The organism is Dactylosporangium sucinum (assembly GCF_014647515.1).
Lineage (GTDB): Bacteria > Actinomycetota > Actinomycetes > Mycobacteriales > Micromonosporaceae > Dactylosporangium > Dactylosporangium sucinum.
Genome location: NZ_BMPI01000004.1, coordinates 1 through 18,734 on the forward strand (window position 1 = coordinate 1; position 18,734 = coordinate 18,734).

16 protein-coding genes and 2 tRNA genes are annotated in these 18,734 nt (G+C 69.2%); 7 read left to right on the top strand and 11 right to left on the bottom strand.

From position 1 onward, the window contains the following. Positions 1-71: 71 nt before the first annotated feature. The 6 genes from IEZ31_RS04180 to IEZ31_RS04205 are packed head-to-tail and all read left to right on the top strand — an operon-like array spanning position 72 to position 4,269. Entirely contained in the window at positions 72-308 is a 237-nt protein-coding gene (locus IEZ31_RS04180; protein ID WP_190248383.1) for a spread protein, read from the top strand. Continuing rightward, complete coding sequence (locus IEZ31_RS04185; RefSeq protein WP_190248384.1) at positions 308-835, top strand: DUF2637 domain-containing protein; 528 nt, start codon at positions 308-310, stop codon at positions 833-835. Before IEZ31_RS04180 ends, IEZ31_RS04185 begins: the two co-directional genes overlap by 1 nt. After that, positions 832-1,206 (top strand): hypothetical protein, encoded by a 375-nt coding sequence (locus IEZ31_RS04190; protein ID WP_190248385.1) that lies wholly within the window; start codon positions 832-834, stop codon positions 1,204-1,206. The genes IEZ31_RS04185 and IEZ31_RS04190 overlap by 4 nt, the downstream gene beginning before the upstream one ends. Before the next feature lie 2 nt (positions 1,207-1,208). Next, positions 1,209-2,873, top strand: coding sequence for a replication initiator (locus tag IEZ31_RS04195; RefSeq protein WP_373294502.1), 1,665 nt, complete (start codon positions 1,209-1,211; stop codon positions 2,871-2,873). A gap of 17 nt (positions 2,874-2,890) precedes the next feature. Continuing rightward, positions 2,891-3,052 carry a helix-turn-helix transcriptional regulator gene (locus tag IEZ31_RS04200; RefSeq protein ID WP_190248387.1) on the top strand — a complete coding sequence of 54 codons (162 nt, stop codon included), beginning with the start codon at positions 2,891-2,893 and terminating at the stop codon, positions 3,050-3,052. A 2-nt stretch (positions 3,053-3,054) separates the two neighbouring features. After that, positions 3,055-4,269, top strand: coding sequence for a tyrosine-type recombinase/integrase (locus IEZ31_RS04205; RefSeq protein ID WP_190248388.1), 1,215 nt, complete (start codon positions 3,055-3,057; stop codon positions 4,267-4,269). Between the two features lie 71 nt (positions 4,270-4,340). On the opposite strand, the gene IEZ31_RS04210 is transcribed toward IEZ31_RS04205, so the two are convergent. The 6 genes from IEZ31_RS04210 to gyrB form a co-directional block, all read right to left on the bottom strand. Continuing rightward, a tRNA-Ala gene (locus tag IEZ31_RS04210) sits at positions 4,341-4,413 on the bottom strand. Between the two features lie 39 nt (positions 4,414-4,452). Then, a complete protein-coding gene (locus tag IEZ31_RS56070; protein WP_229834186.1) occupies positions 4,453-4,581 on the bottom strand; it encodes a DLW-39 family protein in 129 nt (42 codons plus the stop codon). 489 nt (positions 4,582-5,070) lie between these two features. Beyond that, a tRNA-Ile gene (locus IEZ31_RS04215) sits at positions 5,071-5,144 on the bottom strand. An 88-nt stretch (positions 5,145-5,232) separates the two neighbouring features. Further along, positions 5,233-6,051 (bottom strand): DUF3566 domain-containing protein, encoded by an 819-nt coding sequence (locus tag IEZ31_RS04220; protein ID WP_190248389.1) that lies wholly within the window; start codon positions 6,049-6,051, stop codon positions 5,233-5,235. A gap of 3 nt (positions 6,052-6,054) precedes the next feature. After that, positions 6,055-8,568 carry a DNA gyrase subunit A gene (gyrA, locus tag IEZ31_RS04225; RefSeq protein ID WP_190248390.1) on the bottom strand — a complete coding sequence of 838 codons (2,514 nt, stop codon included), beginning with the start codon at positions 8,566-8,568 and terminating at the stop codon, positions 6,055-6,057. 32 nt (positions 8,569-8,600) lie between these two features. After that, entirely contained in the window at positions 8,601-10,544 is a 1,944-nt protein-coding gene (gene gyrB / locus IEZ31_RS04230; RefSeq protein WP_190248391.1) for a DNA topoisomerase (ATP-hydrolyzing) subunit B, read from the bottom strand. A 445-nt stretch (positions 10,545-10,989) separates the two neighbouring features. Between gyrB and IEZ31_RS04235 the strand changes: the two genes are divergently transcribed. Further along, positions 10,990-11,547: a hypothetical protein gene (locus IEZ31_RS04235; protein WP_190248392.1), complete on the top strand. Its 558-nt coding sequence runs from the start codon at positions 10,990-10,992 to the stop codon at positions 11,545-11,547. An 8-nt stretch (positions 11,548-11,555) separates the two neighbouring features. Here IEZ31_RS04235 and IEZ31_RS04240 read toward each other — a convergent pair whose 3' ends face one another. The 5 genes from IEZ31_RS04240 to dnaA all read right to left on the bottom strand — a co-directional run bounded on the left by IEZ31_RS04240 (position 11,556) and on the right by dnaA (position 18,679). Then, positions 11,556-12,083 (bottom strand): DciA family protein, encoded by a 528-nt coding sequence (locus IEZ31_RS04240; protein WP_229834187.1) that lies wholly within the window; start codon positions 12,081-12,083, stop codon positions 11,556-11,558. Further along, complete coding sequence (recF, locus tag IEZ31_RS04245; RefSeq protein ID WP_190248394.1) at positions 12,076-13,188, bottom strand: DNA replication/repair protein RecF; 1,113 nt, start codon at positions 13,186-13,188, stop codon at positions 12,076-12,078. Before recF ends, IEZ31_RS04240 begins: the two co-directional genes overlap by 8 nt. Positions 13,189-13,195: 7 nt before the next feature. Further along, positions 13,196-14,116 (bottom strand): phosphogluconate dehydrogenase (NAD(+)-dependent, decarboxylating), encoded by a 921-nt coding sequence (gene gnd, locus IEZ31_RS04250; RefSeq protein ID WP_268241649.1) that lies wholly within the window; start codon positions 14,114-14,116, stop codon positions 13,196-13,198. Then, complete coding sequence (gene dnaN, locus IEZ31_RS04255) at positions 14,113-15,243, bottom strand: DNA polymerase III subunit beta (RefSeq protein WP_190248396.1); 1,131 nt, start codon at positions 15,241-15,243, stop codon at positions 14,113-14,115. Before dnaN ends, gnd begins: the two co-directional genes overlap by 4 nt. Positions 15,244-17,044: 1,801 nt before the next feature. Then, the gene (dnaA, locus tag IEZ31_RS04260; protein WP_190248397.1) at positions 17,045-18,679 is read right to left on the bottom strand and encodes a chromosomal replication initiator protein DnaA; all 1,635 of its coding nucleotides are present in this window, start codon (positions 18,677-18,679) and stop codon (positions 17,045-17,047) included. Positions 18,680-18,734: the final 55 nt, after the last annotated feature.

An 18,734-nucleotide genomic window follows, 5' to 3' on the forward strand; every position in this document is an offset into this window, starting at 1 on the left:
GCAGGGCGATGGCCCGACGGACACCGGTGCGCCCGAACCCTAACCGGAACGAGCGAAACCATGGTGAACCAATGAGCCGGCGCTTCTACCGCCTCCGCGCACCGGACGTCGAACACGGCACCTCGGCGGTCACCGTACGGGTCACCGACGGTGAGGACCTGTACCTCGCGGTCGGCGCGGGCCGGCGGCGCATGTACCTCACTCCGGCCGAAGCGTGGGCGCTGTGGCGCTGCCTCTCCGAAGCAGTCGCCTCCACCGGCACACCGCCCGAGTGGATCCGCGTGCCGATCACCCCGAAGGGCCGCTGATGAACGGACGGATCTGGGCGTACATCGGCACCGCTGTCGGTGGCGTCGCGTCGCTCGCCGCGAACATCGCGCACTGCTACGTCCCGCCGGCCGGTGCCCCGGCGGGCTGGAGCCCGGAGTTCGGCGCCGTGGTCAGCGCGACGTTCTGGCCGGTGGCGCTGTTCATCGCGGTCGAGATCCTGGCTCGTACCGCGTGGCCGGCGGGCGGCTGGTGGAAGCTGGCCCGGTTCGGTGGGCTGCTGCCGGTCGCGCTCGTGGCCGCGGTGGTGTCGTACCGGCACCTGTCCGGACTGATCACGCACTACGGCGAAGACCGTCTGACCGCGATCGCCGGGCCGGCGGCCGTCGACGGACTCATGATCATGGCCGCTGCGGCGCTGCTCGCCTCCGGCAAGCACCGCGAGCCCGCACTAGCCGGGCCGCCGGCTGCTGAGCCCGCGCAGTCTGCGCCTGCCTTGGCAGCCGTCCCCCTCACCGAGCTTCCGCGCGCCATCAACGGCGCCATCCCCTCCGGAGTCGTGCGATGACCACCTACCTGCAACCCGTCGAACGTCACCTCATCGGTTCGGCGGCCGACTTGTCCGCGATGCTGCGCTCGGAGTACGCCCGCGGCCACCTCGTTCGCTGGAGCACCCCGGCCCGCCGCGACGATGACCGCTACTCCATCTCGATCACCGTCCTGGAACCGCCGTCCCGCCGCGCCGTCCGTCGTCGCTGGCTGCGGCTCGCGCTGTGGACCCTCGCCGGACTCATGACCACCGCGCTCGGCGCGCTGCTCGTCCACTGGGTGATCACGCACCTGTGGATTGCCGCCGCCGTCTCGGCCGTCGTCCTGGCCGCGATCGCCGCGACGGCCCGGAGCAACGGTGACCACTGCCGGGGGTGCGGCCACCGTTGACCATCACCGCTGAACCCCTCCCGGGCCTGGCCGACCAGCCTCGGCCGGGCTCCCGAGCCGCCCGCAGACTGCTGCCCCTCGCCGCCGACGTGGTCAAGGACATGGCGTCCGAGTACGGCGTCTGTCTCCGGCCGGTAGGGCTGCGCCGTACGGACATGACGACCGGGCAGACCGAGATCATCGACGTGCCGTGCGGCGCCACCCGCGAGGACAAGTGCCAGCCCTGCGCGCAGCGTGCCCGGCGGCTGCGCAAGACCCAGATCCGGGAGGGCTGGCACCGCGCAGACGAACCCGCACCGGCTCCCCGGTCGGCCACCGAGGAACACCGGGCGCTGATCAGCCTGCGGGCACATCTCGAGTACTACCGCGACCAGGCCGTCCGCGAGTCGAAGTGGGATCAGGTCGGCGAGGTCGACGACGCCATCCGCGAAGTCGAGGAGGCGATCGCAGCGGAAGGTTTGCGGGGCACGGTCGCCCCTTCCCACGACAAACCGGCAGAGCCGAAGCGGCAGCGGTCCACGAAGCGGCGCCAGGACGCCCCGGCCCTGCCCCGGCAGAAGGTTCAGCCGCGCACGGTTGGCCGTGTGTACACGGCGCCGGACGGCACCGAGTACCGGCCGTCGATGTGGCTGACCGTCACCCTCGACTCCTACGGCCCTGTACGACCCGACGGCTCCCCGGTCGACCCGTCGACCTACGACTACCGCCACGCCGCGTGGGACGCGATCACCTTCCCGCGGCTGCTCGACCGCTTCTGGCAAAACCTGCGACGCTGCGTCGGCTGGAACGTCCAGTACGCCGGCTGCGTCGAGCCACAACGCCGATTGGCGCCGCACGCGCACTTCGCGATCCGCGGCACCATCCCCCGCACCGTGCTCCGCGAGGTCGCGGCGGCCACCTACCACCAGGTCTGGTGGCCGAAGGTCGGCGAGCCCGGCCGGGCGCCGCTGTGGGACTCCGACGCCGAAACCTGGTGCGACGCCGAGACCGGCGCGCCGCTACCCACCTGGGACGAAGCGCTCGACGCGATCGACGACGAGCCGGCGCACGTGATCCGGTTCGGCAGCCAGATCCGCGCCGAGGGCGTCAACGCCGGCGACAAGGATGCCGAACGCACGATCGGCTACATCACCAAGTACATCACCAAGTCATCCGCCGACTGCCACGCGATCACGACCGATCGGCAGCGCGACCACCTCGAACGGTTCTGGCGGCAACTGCGGGTCACGCCGTGCTCGGAACGGTGCGCGAACTGGCTGCTCTACGGCATCCAGCCCAAGAAGGCACACGGCAAGATGCGCCCGGGCAACTGCAAGGGCCGCGTCCACCAACGCTCCACCCTCGGCATCGGCGGCCGACGCATCCTCGTCTCCCGCGACTGGTCCGGCAAGACCCTCGCCGATCACCGCTACGACGCCCGCGCCTGGGTCCGCGCCCTCCTCGGCAGCGACGACCAGGCGGCGACGGTCGACGAGGGGCCGGCGCCGGTCGCGTGGGAGCTGGCCCGGCCGAATGACCCCGACATGCCGCCCATGCGGCACCGCCTGCTGCGGGCGCTCGCCCAGCGCATCCAGTGGCGCAACGCGCTCAACGCCGCCAAGGACCGGGCGGCGCAGTACGAGGCGAGCACGACTCACGAGGCCGGAGAGGACAGGGTGAAGGGCTGAGGGTGGAGGGCAGGCTGATGTCGATCGACGAAGTGGCCGCGCTGCTGCGAGTGCCCAAGGGCACGCTCTACCAGTGGCGGTCCAAGCGGAAGGGACCGAAGGCAAGGAAGGTCGGGCGGCACCTGCGGTACGACCCGGCGGACGTGCAGGCGTGGTTCCGGGATGAGAAGGCGGCCTGACCATGCCGGTCGATGATCTGTGGTACCTGAGTAAGCCCGGCCCGAACGGCGAGCGTCTGAAGTCGTCGAAGCACGGCCGGGGTATGCGGTGGCGCTGCCGCTACGAGGATGCAGCGGGTGAGCCCCGGGCGAAGGTCTTCGCGAAGAAGTCGGACGCCGAGGCTTTCGACGTGCAGGCGCGGGCTCGGCTGGCGCCTGAGACGCAGGTGGACGGCCTGGCGCGGAACGTCGGGTTCCGGGACTACTCGACGCGGTGGCGGTTGTCGCGGGAGACCGGGTGGGCGGTGGAGACCCGCGAGCGGGTGGAGTCCAACGTCCGGGTTCACCTCGTGCCGGTGTTCGGCAACTCGCCGATGCGGTCGATCACGCTGACCGAGGTGCTGGAGTGGCTGGCTCGGCAACTGGACGAGGGCAAGGCGAAGTCCTCGATCAAGTTGTACTTCGAGCTGCTCGACGCGATCTGCGCGGCCGCGGTGGCGGACAAGGTCATGCCGGACAACCCATGCTCCGGCGTGCGGCTGTCGAAGGTCCTCAACGGGGTGTCGCGGGCACCGAAGTGGATTCCGACTGAGGACCAGGTCCTGCGACTGTTCGACGTCGTCCCGGCGCGGTGGCTGGCGGCGGTGTGGCTCGGGGCCGGCGCGGGGCTGCGGCCGGCGGAGGCGATCGGGGTGGAGGAGGGCGAGCGGTGCTTCGACTTCGCGGAGGAAGAGCTGCACGTCGTTCAGCAACTGCGCTACTCGCCACGGACCCACGGCGGGTTCTACCTGAGCGGGCCGAAGTCGGGCTCGTCGGGAACCGTCGACCTGGACGCGGTCGTCGCTGAGCAGGTCCGGTCGCACATCGCCGAGTTCCCGCCGGTGGAGCTCGAACTGCTCGACATCACATCGGGCGAGCCGAAGCATCGGATGGTGCGGCTGCTGTTCACGACGCGCCACGGGAACCCGATCACGGATCGGATCTGGTCGCGGGAGTGGGGCAAGTGGCGGGCGGCGGCCGGCTGGCCGGACATCGAGCATGCCGGGTTCCACGCCCTACGGCACTTCTTCGCCACGACGCTCATCTCGCAGCACGTGGAGCCGCAGGAGGTACAGCGGGCGCTTCGGCACAAGACGCTCACGATGACGCTGGAGACGTACGTGCACTGGTGGCCAAAGCGGGTCCGGCAGCGTGGTGTCATCGGGGCGGCGTTGCGGAGCGCGGCGGACCGGCGGTGACCGGGTTTGGTCCCGATTTGGTCCGGGCGATCTTGGCTAGGCGAAAGCCGCAGGTGAGACGCCTGCTGTAGTGGAAGCGAGGGGACTCGAACCCCTAACCCCCGCCTTGCAAAGGCGGTGCTCTGCCAGTTGAGCTACGCCCCCGCGAGCCGGGGATGGCGCACTGTCGCGCCAGTCCGCAGACTACCGCAGGTCGGGGGCGGTCGTCGCCTCGTGCCACAGGGCACGGTCCTCGTTGGCCGCGCGGACGCGCTTGGCAACGTAGGCGGCGGCTCCGACAACGGCGACGACCAGCAGCACCTTTTTCCACATGTGGGCCTAGCTGGACTCGAACCAGCCACCCCGGAGAAGAACCACACGTCCGGGGCGGGGCGCACCAACCCTGCGCCTATCCCGCAACAACACAGCGGGTGAAAACCGCAAGCCCCCTGTGCCGCCGCAGCGATGCTACACCAACCAAAGGCGACGCCAGTCACACACCCGACAGACGAAGAAAAGAAAAAGGAAGAGAACAAACCCCCAGAAAGCACCACCCCAAAACCAACCCAAGCCCAAAGAGCACACGCGCCCAGAAGAACCCCGACCCCAAGGAAGCGACGCAGCCGAAAGCTCCTGACCGCACGGAAGCGGCGAAGCCGCCAGAAAATCCCCGACCGCATGGAGGCGGCGCAGCCGCCAGAAGATCGGGGGGTGTGGGTGGGCGGAGCCCCCCACTGGGGAGCGGGCGAAGCCCGCGCGGAAAATGAGGGGCCGTAACGGCGAAGCGCCCCCTGCGCTGAGCAGGGGGCGCCTAACGGCCCGTGGGGCTAGCTGGAATCGAACCAGCGACCTCAGAGTTATCAGCTCTGCGCTCTAACCGACTGAGCTATAGCCCCGTTGTGCGGACGAGCAAGGCTACCGCACCCGGCCCGGAAGCCTCAAACCGGTTCCCCCCGGCGCGCCGAGGGGAACCGGAACCGCAGGTCAATCCTTCTCGGCGAGGGTCAGCTCGATGCCGCCGACCAGGTCGGCGCACACGTTGTAGATGAACGAGCCGAGAGTCGCGAGGGCCGTGAAGAGCACGACGTTGACGACGCCCAGGAGGGCGGCGCCGCCGATGACGCCCTTCGCGGTGATGCGGAAGGTGCTGTTGGACTCGCCGCCGGTGGAGCTCACGATGTCCTTCAGCATGTTGTTGACGCTGTTGAACACGTCCATGGCGTCCAGGGCGAGGTAGAGCACCGAGGTCGCCACGATGACGACCACGAAGAGCACGAACGACACCGCGAACGCGAACTTCATCACAGACCACGGGTCGATGCGCTTGAGGTGCAGCCGGGCGCGGCGCGGGCCGCGGCCGACGGCCGAGCTGACCGTCTTGCGAGCGGCCCGGACGGCCTCGGTGACGCGCGCGGAGCCGGACGCCGGCGCCGCGGGTGCGTTGATTGCCTGAGTCGCCGCGGCGGGCGTGCGGACGGCAGCCCGCGCGATCGCCGAGACGCTTGCTGTGCCCGTCGCCGAGCCGCTGACCGGCTTCACGCCGGCCGATCCGACAACCGATGCGGGCGACTGGATCGGCACGGTCAGCGAATCGGGTGGCGGGGCCATGCCCGGCGCACGGGTGAACTTCGGCGTGCCGCCGGACGTGGTCTCGCCAACCACGCCGTTCCCGTTGACCGCGCCAGCCTCCCCGCCGGCGGCAGGCGCCCCCGAGTCAGATCCCGTCATGGCAGCCTCTCCGGCCTCTCCGGCCTCGTCGGTTGCTGCCGAGGCGGTCCCCGACTTCGCCTGTGTGTCTGTCATCAACTAGTCCTGTTCGTCGGGCTCATCGGCGTTACGGGCGATCGCGACGATGGTCACACCCTCCGGCAGGTCCATGAGCTTGACCCCCATTGTGTTCCGGTCCCGTGTGCGCCGTACAGGCTTCACGGGAGTCCGGATCACGCCACCGTTGGATGTAATGGCGAACAGCTCATCGTCCGGACTGATCACCACCGCGCCCACGAGGCCCCCGCGACGCGACGTGATTTTAGCGGTGAGCACACCCTTGCCGCCGCGACCTTGTACCGGATATTCCTCGATGGGCGTGCGCTTGGCAAAACCACCGTCGGTGGCGACCAGCACGTCCAGATCCATCCCTTCACGCACCACTTCCATGGCAAGCAACTCGTCGCCATCGGTGAACCGCATACCGATCACACCGGACGTCGCCCGCCCCATGGGACGCAACGTGTCGTCGTTGGCCGTGAACCGGATGGCCTGCGCCTGCTTGCTGACCAGGAGGAGGTCGTCCTCCGGGCCGAGCAGGGCCGCGCCTACCAGCTCGTCATCCTCTCGCAGGTTGATCCCGATGATGCCCCCCGACCGGTTGGAGTCGAACTCCTCCAGCTTGGTCTTCTTGACCAGGCCGTCCTTGGTCGCGAGCACCAGATACGGCGCCACCTGATAATTCGGAATCTCGATCACCTGCGCGATGTGCTCATCCGGCTGGAAGGCCAGCAGGTTGGCGACGTGCTGCCCCTTGGCCACCCGGCTTGCCTCGGGCAGCTCGTACGCCTTTGCCCGGTAGACGCGCCCTTTATTCGTGAAGAACAGCATCCAATCGTGCGTTGAGCACACGAAGAAGTGGCTGACGATGTCGTCCTGCCTCAGTGTCGCACCCGAGACACCCTTCCCGCCCCGCTTCTGCGAACGGTAGAGATCGACCTTCGTGCGCTTGGCGTAGCCGGTGCGAGTGATCGTCACCACAACGTCCTCGCGGGCGATGAGGTCCTCCATGGAGACCTCACCGTCGAAGGGGATGATCTGGGTGCGCCGGTCGTCGCCCCGGCGGGCGACGATCTCGGCGAGCTCCTCGGAGATGATCTGCCGCTGCCGGAAGGGCTTTTCCAGGATGTCCTTGTAGTCCGCGATCTCGATCTCGATCTTCGCCAGCTCGTCGAAGATGCGCTGGCGCTCCAGGGCGGCGAGGCGCCGCAGTTGCATGTCGAGGATCGCGGTGGCCTGGATGTCGTCGATCTCCAGGAGGTTCATCAGGCCGGTCTTCGACTCCTCGGCGCTGGGCGAGCGCCGGATGAGCGCGATGACCTCGTCGAGCATGTCGAGGGCCTTGACCAGACCGCGCAGGATGTGTGCGCGCTCCTCGGCCTTGCGCAGCCGATACCGCGTGCGCCGGACGATGACCTCGATCTGGTGCGTCACGTAGTGCCGCACGAACTGGGCCAGGTTGAGCGTGCGCGGCACGCCGTCGACCAGCGCCAGCATGTTGGCGCCGAACGTCTCCTGCAGCTGGGTGTGCTTGTACAGGTTGTTCAGCACGACCTTGGCGACCGCGTCGCGCTTGAGCACGATCACCAGGCGCATGCCGGTGCGGCCGGAGGACTCCTCGCGGATGTCGGCGATGCCGGCGAGCTTGCCCTCCTTCACCAGGTCGGCGATGCGCTCGGCCAGGTTGTCCGGGTTGACCGCGTAGGGCAGCTCGGTGACGACGAGGATGGTCCGCCCGCGGGGGTCCTCCTCGACCTCGACGACGGCGCGCATGCGGATCGAGCCGCGGCCGGTGCGGTAGGCGTCGACGATGCCGGCGGTGCCGACGATGAGGCCCTTGGTGGGGAAGTCGGGGCCCTTGACAATCTTGATCAGCTCGTCGAGCGTCTCGGCCTCGTCCGCCTCCGGGTTCTCCAGGCACCACTGGACGGCGGCGGCGATCTCCCGCAGGTTGTGCGGCGGGATGTTGGTCGCCATGCCGACCGCGATGCCCGTGCTGCCGTTGACCAGCAGGTTGGGGATGCGCGACGGCAGGATCGTGGGCTCCTGGGCCCGGCCGTCGTAGTTGGGGACGAAGTCGACGGTGTCCTCGTCGATGTCCCGCAGCATCTCCATCGCCAGCGGGTCGAGGCGCGCCTCGGTGTACCGCATCGCGGCCGCCGGGTCGTTGCCGGGCGAGCCGAAGTTGCCGTTGCCGTCGATCAGTGGGTAGCGCAGCGACCAGTTCTGCGCCATGCGGACGAGCGCGTCGTAGATGGAGGCGTCGCCGTGCGGGTGGTAGTTGCCCATCACGTCGCCGACGACGCGGGCGCACTTCACGTAGCCGCGGTCGGGCCGGTAGCCGCCGTCGAACATCGCGTAGAGGATCTTGCGGTGCACCGGCTTCAGACCGTCGCGCACGTCGGGGAGCGCGCGGCCCACGATCACGCTCATCGCGTAGTCGAGGTACGAGCGCTGCATCTCCACTTCGATGCCGACCGGCTCGATCCGGCTGGCGACCCCGGAGCCACCCTCCACGGGCGTCTCGTCTGGAGTGGGGTTCGGTTCCGTCACGCTTCTATATCCCTTATCTCAGTGTCCGCAGGTCAGATGTCGAGGAACCGAACGTCCTTGGCGTTCCGCTGGATGAACGAGCGGCGCGCCTCCACGTCTTCGCCCATGAGGACGCTGAAAAGCTCGTCCGCGGTTGCAGCGTCGTCCAAGGTCACCTGACGAAGCATCCGGGTTGCCGGGTTCATGGTGGTTTCCCACAGCTCCGGGTAGTTCATCTCGCCGAGACCCTTGAACCGCTGGATGTCGTCCGGCTTCGCGTTGGGCTTCGACTGCTGGCGCAGCTCGATCAGGCCGTCGCGCTCGCGGTCGGTGTACGCGTACTGCGCGTCGTCGCCCTTCTTGTTCCACTTGATCTTGTACAGCGGAGGCGCGGCCAGGTAGACGTGCCCGAGCTCGATCAGCGGCCGCATGAAGCGGAAGACCAGCGTGAGCAGCAGGGTCTGGATGTGCTGGCCGTCGACGTCGGCGTCCGCCATCAGGATCAGCTTGTGGTAGCGCAGCTTCTCGATGTCGAACTCGTCGTGGATGCCGGTGCCGAGCGCGGTGATGAGCGCCTGGACCTCGTTGTTCTTCAGCACGCGGTCGATGCGCGCCTTCTCGACGTTGAGGATCTTGCCGCGGATCGGCAGGATCGCCTGCACGCGGGGGTCGCGGCCCTGCTTGGCCGAGCCGCCGGCGGAGTCGCCCTCGACGATGAACAGCTCGCACAGGCGCGGGTCGTTCGACTGGCAGTCGGCCAGCTTGCCCGGCATCGAGCCGGATTCCAGCAGCGACTTGCGCCGCGCCAGCTTGCGGGCCTGCGAGGCGGCGATCCGCGCCCGGGCGGCCTGCGAGGCCTTGGTGATGATGGTCTTCACCTCGGCCGGGTTGCGGTCGAACCAGTCGACCAGCCACTCGTTGCAGACCTTCTGCACGAAGCTGCGCGCCTCGGTGTTGCCCAGCTTGGTCTTGGTCTGGCCCTCGAACTGGGGGTTGGCCAGCTTCACCGAGATGATCGCGGCAAGACCCTCGCGGATGTCCTCGCCGGTGAGCTTCTCGTCACCCTTCAGCAGCTTCTTGTCGGCACCGTACTTGTTCACGACGCTCGTCAGCGCGGAGCGGAAGCCCTCCTCGTGCGTGCCGCCCTCATGCGTGTTGATCGTGTTGGCGAACGTGTAGACGCTCTCGCCATACGACTCGTTCCACTGCATGGCGATCTCGACGGCGATGCCCTCGCCCTCCGAGCCGAACTCGACGACCGAGCGGTGGATCGGGGTCTTGGTCGCGTTGAGGTGCCGGACGAAATCGGCGATGCCGCCCTTGTAGCAGAAGACGACCTCCTTCTTCTCCTCCGGCACGTCGGGACGCTCGTCGCGCAGCGCGATCGTGAGGCCCCGGTTGAGGAAGGCGTACTCCTGGATCCGGCGGTAGATCGTCTCGTAGACGTAGGTGGTCGTCTCGAAGATCGTCGGGTCGGGCCAGAACGTGACGCTGGTGCCGGTGCGGTCGGTCGGCTCGCCCTTCTGCAGGGGGTCGGGCTTGGAGTTGCGGTAGGTCTGGCGCCAGACGAACCCGGCCTGGTGGATCTCCAGGTCGATGCGCGTGGACAGCGCGTTGACGACCGAGATGCCGACGCCGTGCAGGCCGCCGGAGACCGCGTAGGCCTTCCCGTCGAACTTGCCGCCGGCGTGCAGCACGGTCAGCACGACCTCGACGGCGGGCCGCTTCTCCTTGGGGTGGATGTCCACGGGGATGCCGCGGCCGTTGTCCACGACCCGCACGCCGCCGTCCGCCAGCAGCGTGACCTCGATTGTGTCGCAGTAGCCGGCGAGGGCCTCGTCAACGGCGTTGTCCACGACCTCCCACACCAGGTGGTGCAGGCCCCGCTCGCCGGTCGAGCCGATATACATGCCCGGGCGCTTGCGGACCGCCTCAAGACCTTCGAGGACGGTGATCGAGGAGGAGTCGTAGGACTGATCGGGCTTGTTTGCTGCCACCCTCGGTCGCTTTCTCGCACTGGCCGGCCACGCGGGTCGCGTCCCGGGTCGCGTGCGGAGTCGTGCGTGCACGCCGGACGGTCGAAGGCACGCCGAGAGTCGGCACTCGTACACTGAGCACCCCGACCTCCGGCGGGCCGACCACCGCTGTGACGCACACGCGGGAACTGATCGGCTGGCTTCCTGAGCCGCTCCAATCCTACTGTGCCCGTGCGACAATTTCGCGCCGGGACGGTGCCTGTAGTCCTCGTAGCGGCCCGAACAGTACGGTCCAAAGGTCCCCCTACGCGGGAGGGGTCTTCGTGCGTGGTGGCGGGCGGCACAGCAGGTACAAGAGCCGGGTTTTGGGTTTGGAACTTCCGGGGGTCGCGCAACGGCCCGTTCGTGCCGTATGTTCCCCGCCGCGGGGCGGGGCGTGCGGGTCAGGGAAAGTGAGGGTGGCGCGATGGGGCTTGACAACGTCGCCGTGCAGTGGCCGCGCACCGGCCGGTTCTACGACCCGGTGGCGCCGGCGGAGTTCGTCGACTTCGCGGACCTCGCGGAGAAGCTGCCGCTGCACGCGGGCCCGGCCGCGGCGCTGGCCGATCACGTGGCGAAGACGGGCACCGTGCGCGTGACGGGGTACACCGAGCTCGTCGACCTCCTCTTCGGGCTCAACGGTGTGCTGTACGCCACGGACGCGGCCGCCGAGGACGAAGACCCGGTGATCAGCCCCGACGACTGCGCCTGGATCGCCGGCGGGCTGGAGCGGTTCGTCAACGGCCACCAGCAGTACGGCGAGGAGATCACCTTCGAGACGGTGAGCACCGTGCTGCGCAAGGCCCTGGAGGGGTCCCGCCTGGCCGAGCAGCAGCTGCGCTGGCTGCAGAGCCGGCTGGACGCGCTGCGTGACGACGCGGGCAACGCTCCGCAGTGGAGCTACTCCATCGCCGAGCTCGACGTGCTCGCCAAGTTCTACCGCCGCTGCGCGATCCGCGGCTTCGCCGTCTACGCGGATTTCTGACCGTATCGCTATCCGTAGGTGTCCCGCGGGCCCCGGCCGCGGATGCGGCGCGGCCCGCGGCTCCACGACGGCGTCGTCGGCCCCTGGATGTGCAGCTTCGTCACCACGTTGTGGCCGACCTCGCCCGCGATGCGCGCGAGCAGCTTGCCGGCCAGCATCCGCAACTGCGTCGCCCACGCCGTCGACTCGGCCTCGACGGTCAGCTCGCCCTGCTCCAGCTTGAGCGGGCGGCAGTGCGCGGCCACGTCCTCGCCGACGACCTGCGCCCACTCGCCGAAGACCTTCGCCTCCGCGGTCGGGCGCTGCCAGCCGCGCTGCTTGACCAGCCGCTGCAGCACGTCGCCGAACGGCTGGGGGTCGCGCGGGTCCGGACCCGGACCGGTGTAGCCGCCGCGCCGGCGGACCTGCTGCTCGGTAACCTGCTTGCGGCGCGGCTTGGCGCGGTGCTTGGCCAGCGCCGCCTCCACCGCCGCGCGGGCCAGCTCGGGACCCTGCCTGGGCTCCTGCTTGGGTTCCTGCCTGGGTTCCTCAGACACGCCGCACCTCGCCTCCACCCACCTCGTACCGCGCCCCGCGCAGCGAGCGCGGCACGTCGTCGTCGACGGCGCAGGTGACGATCACCTGGCTCGCCCCGCCGACCAGGTCGGCCAGCCGCTCCCGGCGGCCGACGTCGAGCTCGGCGAACACGTCGTCGAGGACGAGCACCGGCTCGACCCCGTCGTCACGCAGCAGATCGTAGGCGGCCAGCCGCAGCGCCAGCGCGTACGACCAGCTCTCCCCGTGGCTCGCGTACCCCTTGGCCGGCAGTTCACCCAGCGTCAGGGTCAGGTCGTCGCGGTGCGGACCGGCGAGGGTGACACCCCGCTCGATCTCCTGCTTGCGCACCTCGGCCAGCTTCTCCAGCAGCGCCTGCTCGACATCGTCGCGCAACTCGATCGACGGGCTGTAGGCGATCCGCGCGTCGGACCGGCTGGCGCTCACCGCCGCGTACGCCTTGGCGACGTGCGGCGCGAGCCCCGCGACCAGGTCGAGCCGCGCGCGGACCAGCTGCGCGCCGTGCCGCGCGAGGTGCGTGTCCCAGACGTCGAGCGTCGACAGGTCGCCGCCGCGGCTGCCGCCGGTCTTGCGGGCGAGATACGCGCTGCGTAACAACGCGTTGCGCTGCTTCAGCACCCGGTCGTAGTCGGCGCGCACACCGGCGAAGCGGGGTTGTCGCTGCTGCAGGAGTTCGTCGAGGTACCGCCGCCGCTCCGACGGATCGCCGCGGACCAGCGACAGGTCCTCGGGCGCGAACAGCACCAACTTCAGCGCGCCCAGGATGTCGCGCGTGCGGGTCACCGGCGAGCGGCCGAGCCGCGCCTTGTTCGCCTTGCCCGGCTCGATCGAGAGTTCGATCAGCAGCTCGCGCTCGTCGTGCAGGACGGCGCAGCGCACCACGGCGCGGGCCGCGCCGAACCGGACCAGCGGCGCGTCGGTCGCGACCCGGTGGGATTCGAGGGTGGCGATGTACCCCAACGCCTCGACGAGGTTGGTCTTGCCCACCCCGTTGGGTCCCACGAGGACGCACGGCCCGGGGTCGAGCTCGACGACCACCCGCTGATAACTGCGGAAGTCGACGAGCTCGAGTGCCCGGACGTACAAGCCTTCCTCAGTCCTTCTTCACGGCGTGGCCGCCGAACTGCTGGCGCAGCGCGGCCACCGCCTTCATCGCCGGCGAGTCCTCCTGCCGCGACGCGAACCGCGCGAACAGCGACGCGGCGATCACGTTCATCGGCACCGCGAGGCGGATGGCCTCCTCGACCGTCCAGCGACCCTCGCCCGTGTCGTCGGCATACCCCTTGAGGCGGTCGAGCTTCGGGTCCTCTTCGAGGGCCCGGTCGAGCAGGTCGAGCAGCCAGGACTGGACCACCGACCCGGCCCGCCACGACTTGATGACCTCGGGGATGTTCTCGACGTACTCCGACGTCTCGAGCAGCTCGTAGCCCTCGGCGAAGGCGTGCATCATGCCGTACTCAATGCCGTTGTGCACCATCTTCGCGTAGTGGCCGGCGCCCGGCCCACCCGCGTGCGCGAACCCGAACTCGCCGGCCGGCTTGAGCCCATCGAAGATCGGCATGCAGTGGTCGACGTGCTTCTTCTCGCCGCCGACCATCAGGGCATAGCCGTTGGTGCGCCCCCAGATGCCGCCGGAGACGCCGGCGTCGAGATATCCGATGCCCTTCTTGCCCAGCCGCTCGGCCCGGGGCGGATCGTTGCTGAACCGCGAGTTGCCGCCGTCGATCACGATGTCGCCCTCGGAGAGCAGGCCGGAGAGCTCGTCGATGGTGGGCTCGGTGAACTGCACCGGGACCATGATCCAGATCACGCGCGGCGCGGCGAGCTTCTCGACCAGCTCGTTGAGCGACGCGACGTCGGTGACGTCGGGGTGGTGGTCGTAGCCGATGACCTCGTGCCCGGCGGCCCGCAGCCGCTCGCGCATGTTGAAGCCCATCCTGCCCAGGCCGATGAGACCGAGCTGCATGTTGTGGTGCCTCCGATTTCGGCTCTCTGCGCTGCTTCGCTGTCTCAGCTCCCGATGCGGACCGGCATGATCAGGTACCAGTACCCCGGGATGACTTCTCCATCATCCTTCGCCGGAGACATGACCGCAGGCTTCTTCGGGTCCGTGAAGGACAGCACGGCGATGGGCGCATCGAGCGCCTTGAGGCCGTCGAGCAGGTACTGATGGTTGAAGGCGATCGTCATCGGCTCGCCCTCGTAGGCGCAGTCCATCGCCTCGCTCGCCCGGGCGTCCTCGCTGCCGCTCGCCTCCACGACGAGACCGTCGGCGCTGAACGACAGGCGGACCGGGGTCTGCTTCTCGGCGACCAGGCCGACGCGGCGGACGACCTCGTTGAGCGCCGACACGGCGACCCGCGCCTGGGCGTTGTGGGTGTCGGGCAGCAGGGCCCGCACCTTCGGGAAGTCGCCGTCGAGCAGCCGCGAGGTGGTCCGGCGGGCGCCGCCCGCGAAACCGATCATCCCCTCGCCGAGCTTGCCCCGCGACAGCGCGACCGACACCGAGCCGCCGAGCGGGCCGAGCGTCTTCGCGGTGTCGTCCAGCGTCCGGGCCGGCACGAGCGCGGCCAGGCTGACGTCGGGCTCGTCGGGGCGCCACTCCAGCTCGCGCACCGCCAGCCGATACCGGTCGGTCGCCAGGAGGGTCAGCTTGCTGCCCTCCAGCTCGATCCGCACACCCGTCAGCATCGGCAGCGTGTCGTCCCGCCCGGCGGCGATGGCCACCTGCGACACCGCCCCGGCGAACACCGACGCCTCGACCGTGCCGGCCAGCTCGGGCATTTCCGGCAACGTCGGGTAGTCCTCGACGGGCATCGTCGGCAGCGTGAACCGGGCGCTCCCGCAGGTGATCTCGACGTGCGAGCCGACTGCGGCCAGGTCGACCGGCTTCGCGGGCAGCGCCTTGGTGATCTCGGCGAGCAGGCGTCCGGAGACGAGCGTCGCGCCGTCGGCGTCGGCCTGGACCTCGACGGTCACCTGGCTCGACACCTCGTAGTCGAAGCCGGACACCTGCAGGCGGCCGTCGGCGACGCGCAGCAGGACCCCGGCGAGCACCGGGACGGAGGGGCGGCTGGGCAGGCTCTTGGCCGTCCAGGCGACGGCATCGGCGAGCGCATCGCGCTCGACTCGGAACTTCATCGCGGTCCTCCCGCGTTCGACTCGTCTCGGGTCTCAGGCATTGGTGCTTGGTGCTGTATGGCACTTCGGCGCCGGTCGGCGGTGGGACGCCGGCGTGCGCTTGGTGCTTCGTACCTGGTGGTGCTCGCTGCTTTGGGTGGCGCCGGTCGACCGGCCGCGGCGCTGGTGCCCCGGGTCGTTGCCGGGGTCGCCGTCGCCGGATGGTGTCGTGGCTGGTCGGTGGCGTCTGGTCGTGCGGTGGTGCTGGGCTTGCCGGTGCCGCACGGTCTCCGGCGACGGAGCTGGTGGGCCTCGGGCGTCGCCTGGGCCGTGCAGCGTCGCGTGGCGCCGGCCGACGTGGCCAGGCCGTCGTGCCTGGGGCCGGGGCCGTGCGGTGTCAGGCCTTGCGGGCGTTGCGGTCTCGGGTCCTGCGGTGTCAGGGCCTGCGGTGTCGATGGTCGTCGGTGGAGTCGATGGGTAGCTGTGATGCGCGGCGGACGGGCGTGGCTGGTGGGCTGTCCTCGGGCCGCTCATCGAACCTTAGGCGCTCGGGACGGCGGTCGTGCACCGACCCCGCCAAATCCGGCTCCCAAAGTTTTCCACCCACCGATGATTGCTTTTTCTTCTCTTCTAAAGAAATTTCCTTCGTAATCATCGGTGGTGTGGATTCTGTGGAAAACCCTCATATTCCCTGGTCAGCGCGTTGCGGACCGGTGGATGAGGTGTGTACGAACCCCTGTGTACAACGTTGTGGATTGTGGATAACTACTTGTCCACAGCCGTTGTCCACCGGTTGTCCACCGGCAATCCCCAGGGTTCATCCACTGCCTGGGGATAACTCGGTTCACCGGAACCTTACGTTGCGTGACGGCGGTCGTTACTATCCGCGTACGTCCACAAGGCGTCCACACCTCTTCCCCAGAAGTTATCCACAGCCTGTGGATCGCTTGTGTGTGCAACCCGTAGCGACTTGGTGACCGGAGCTCGGCGAGGCCCGAGAAGTTGGCACAAACGGAGTTTTCCACAGGTTTTCTGTGGATTCCTTGTGGACAGTGTGGACAAACCCCGCGGGGGTATATGTGCACAACTTGTGGATCGGCCTGGGGAATTCCTGTGGACAACTTGAGGCCACATGGCCATTATCGCAGCTAGGTGCCCTGTGGAAACGGTGGACAGTGTGGTCAGTCCACAGGCTGTGATCAAACGCGGTGGACAACCACTTTCTGTGGAGAAGTTGCCCTACCCCCTGTGGATAACCGTCCGAGGCCCGATTTGCCCCGCGAACCGTCCACACCCGCCGAGGCGTTCGCCGCCTCCGGATCCCACGGTTGGAAGCGCCACAGGATGCGTCCGTGACGTTGCCCGGCCGGCTCCTCGACGCCGTCGCGCGAGTTCAGCGCCGCCCGTCGACGCCCTCCCGTGAGGCCAGCGCCGCCCTCGACGCCGTCGCGTGAGGCCGGCCCTGCCCCCGCGGCGCCCGCCCGCGAGTCCAGCGCCCCCCGCGGCGTCCTCGCGCGGGTCCAGCGTTCTCGCGCGGTCCAGCGCCGTCCCGTGAGGCCAGCTCCGCCTTGCCCGCGTGAGTGAACGCGACCGACGAGTTGACGGGCTCCGGACCCGGATGCACGGAGCGGCCGGCTTCGGGTCGCCGCGAGCCAGCCGGTCGCTGATGCCGGACCGGTCGAGGGCTGCCGCTGGATCGGTCCGTCGGGGAGAACCAGGCGCCAAGCTCATGATCGTGGGAAGCATCTGGCTGCCAGGGCAACCAGATCCTTCCCACGATCAAGGGCGCACTCCAGCCCGCGGCCGACGGGGCCGCGCCGGGTCAGGTCGTCTGCTTGATGCGGTTCGTCAGTTCGGCGATCTGGTTGTAGAGCGACCGGCGCTCGGCCATCTGCTGGCGGATCTTGCGGTCCGCGTGCATGACCGTCGTGTGGTCGCGGCCGCCGAAGGCCTGGCCGATGCGGGGCAGGGAGAGATCGGTCAGCTCGCGGCAGAGGTACATCGCCACCTGGCGGGCGTTCACCAGCACCCGGGAGCGGCTGTGGCCCCGAAGGTCCTCCAGGCTCACCCCGAAGTAGTCCGCCGTCGATGCCATGATCTGGTCGGCCGTGATCTCCGGGCCCGAGCCGTCGGGGATGAAGTCCCGCAGTACCTCTTCCGCCAGGCTCAGCTCCACCGGCGAGCGGGTCAGGTTGGCGAACGCGGTGACCCGGATGAGCGCGCCCTCCAGCTCGCGGATCGACGACGCGATGCGCGACGCGATGAACTCCAGCACGTCCGGCGGGGCGAACAGCCGCTCCTGCGCCGCCTTCTTCTGCAGGATCGCGATACGCGTCTCCAGGTCCGGCGGCTGGATGTCGGCCAGAAGACCCCACTCGAAGCGGGTCCGCAGCCGGTCCTCCAGCGTCGCCAGTTGCCGGGGAGATCGATCAGAGCTGATCACGATCTGCTTGTTGGCGTTGTGGAGCGTGTTGAAGGTGTGGAAGAACTCTTCCTGCGTACGCTCCCGGCTCTCCAGGAACTGAATGTCGTCGATCAGCAGGATGTCGACGTCGCGGTACCGGCGCTGGAAGGCCTGGGTCTTGTCGTCACGCAGGGAGTTGATGAAGTCGTTCGTGAACTCCTCGGTCGACACGTAGCGCACGAACCGGGCGTTCCCGAGCATCGTCGCGTACTGACCGATGGCGTGCAGCAGGTGCGTTTTGCCGAGCCCGGAGCCGCCGTAGATGAATAGCGGGTTGTACGCCTTCGCCGGCGACTCGGCCACGGCCACCGAGGCGGCGTGCGCGAAGCGGTTCGAGGATCCGATGACGAAGGTTTCGAAGGTGTACTTCGGGTTCAGGCGATTCCCCGCGCTGTCCCCGGCCGGCGTGCTCGGCCGGCTGCGGTCGTCGCGGCCCGTGCCCGGCGACGGCGGGCGCGGCAGCGGCGGCTCGTCGTCCAGCGGCGACAGCAGCTCGTTGCGCGCGGCCTCGAACGCGGAGCCGTGCCGCTCGTGCCGGTCGGCGAGCTGCGGCCGGTCGGCCGGCACGCCGGCGGAAGGAGCGGAAGCAGTGGAGGGCGCAGCAGCGGCGGGCAGGTCGAACAGCCCGTCGCTCGGTTCGCGCGGCGCCGGCGGCTGGTCGTCGAACAGGTCGCGGCGGCCCGCGGCGCCGTTCGACCAGTGCGAGGCCGACGGTGCGGTCAGCGGCGGGCTGTCGTCCGGCGGCCGCACCGTGACCGCGACCTGGATCGCGCGGCCGAGCAGCCGGGAGAGCGCCTCGGTGATCACCGGGCGGAGCTTGGTCTCGATCACCTCGCGCGCGAACGCATCGGGCACGGAGAGCAGCGCGGTGTCCTCGACGATGGCCCGCAGCCGGGTGAGACGCAGGTAGGCACGCTGCTGCGCCGAGACCACCTCGTCGGCGAGCTCGTCCGTCGTCGCGTGCCACACTGCTGCGAGGTCGGTGTCAGTCACCGTTCGCGCACCCCCATCGTCATTCGCGGCCCCCACCGCGAGTGGACCGGGCGCC

Excerpts from the sequence above, each read along its gene's own strand:
- IEZ31_RS04180 (WP_190248383.1), top strand. The coding sequence starts at position 72 with ATGAGCCGGCGCTTCTACCGCCTCCGCGCACCGGACGTCGAACACGGC.
- IEZ31_RS04185 (WP_190248384.1), top strand. The coding sequence starts at position 308 with ATGAACGGACGGATCTGGGCGTACATCGGCACCGCTGTCGGTGGCGTC.
- IEZ31_RS04190 (WP_190248385.1), top strand. The coding sequence starts at position 832 with ATGACCACCTACCTGCAACCCGTCGAACGTCACCTCATCGGTTCGGCG.
- IEZ31_RS04200 (WP_190248387.1), top strand. The coding sequence starts at position 2,891 with ATGTCGATCGACGAAGTGGCCGCGCTGCTGCGAGTGCCCAAGGGCACG.
- IEZ31_RS04205 (WP_190248388.1), top strand. The coding sequence starts at position 3,055 with ATGCCGGTCGATGATCTGTGGTACCTGAGTAAGCCCGGCCCGAACGGC.
- IEZ31_RS56070 (WP_229834186.1), bottom strand. The coding sequence starts at position 4,581 with ATGTGGAAAAAGGTGCTGCTGGTCGTCGCCGTTGTCGGAGCCGCCGCC.
- IEZ31_RS04220 (WP_190248389.1), bottom strand. The coding sequence starts at position 6,051 with ATGACAGACACACAGGCGAAGTCGGGGACCGCCTCGGCAGCAACCGAC.
- IEZ31_RS04235 (WP_190248392.1), top strand. The coding sequence starts at position 10,990 with ATGGGGCTTGACAACGTCGCCGTGCAGTGGCCGCGCACCGGCCGGTTC.
- dnaN (WP_190248396.1), bottom strand. The coding sequence starts at position 15,243 with ATGAAGTTCCGAGTCGAGCGCGATGCGCTCGCCGATGCCGTCGCCTGG.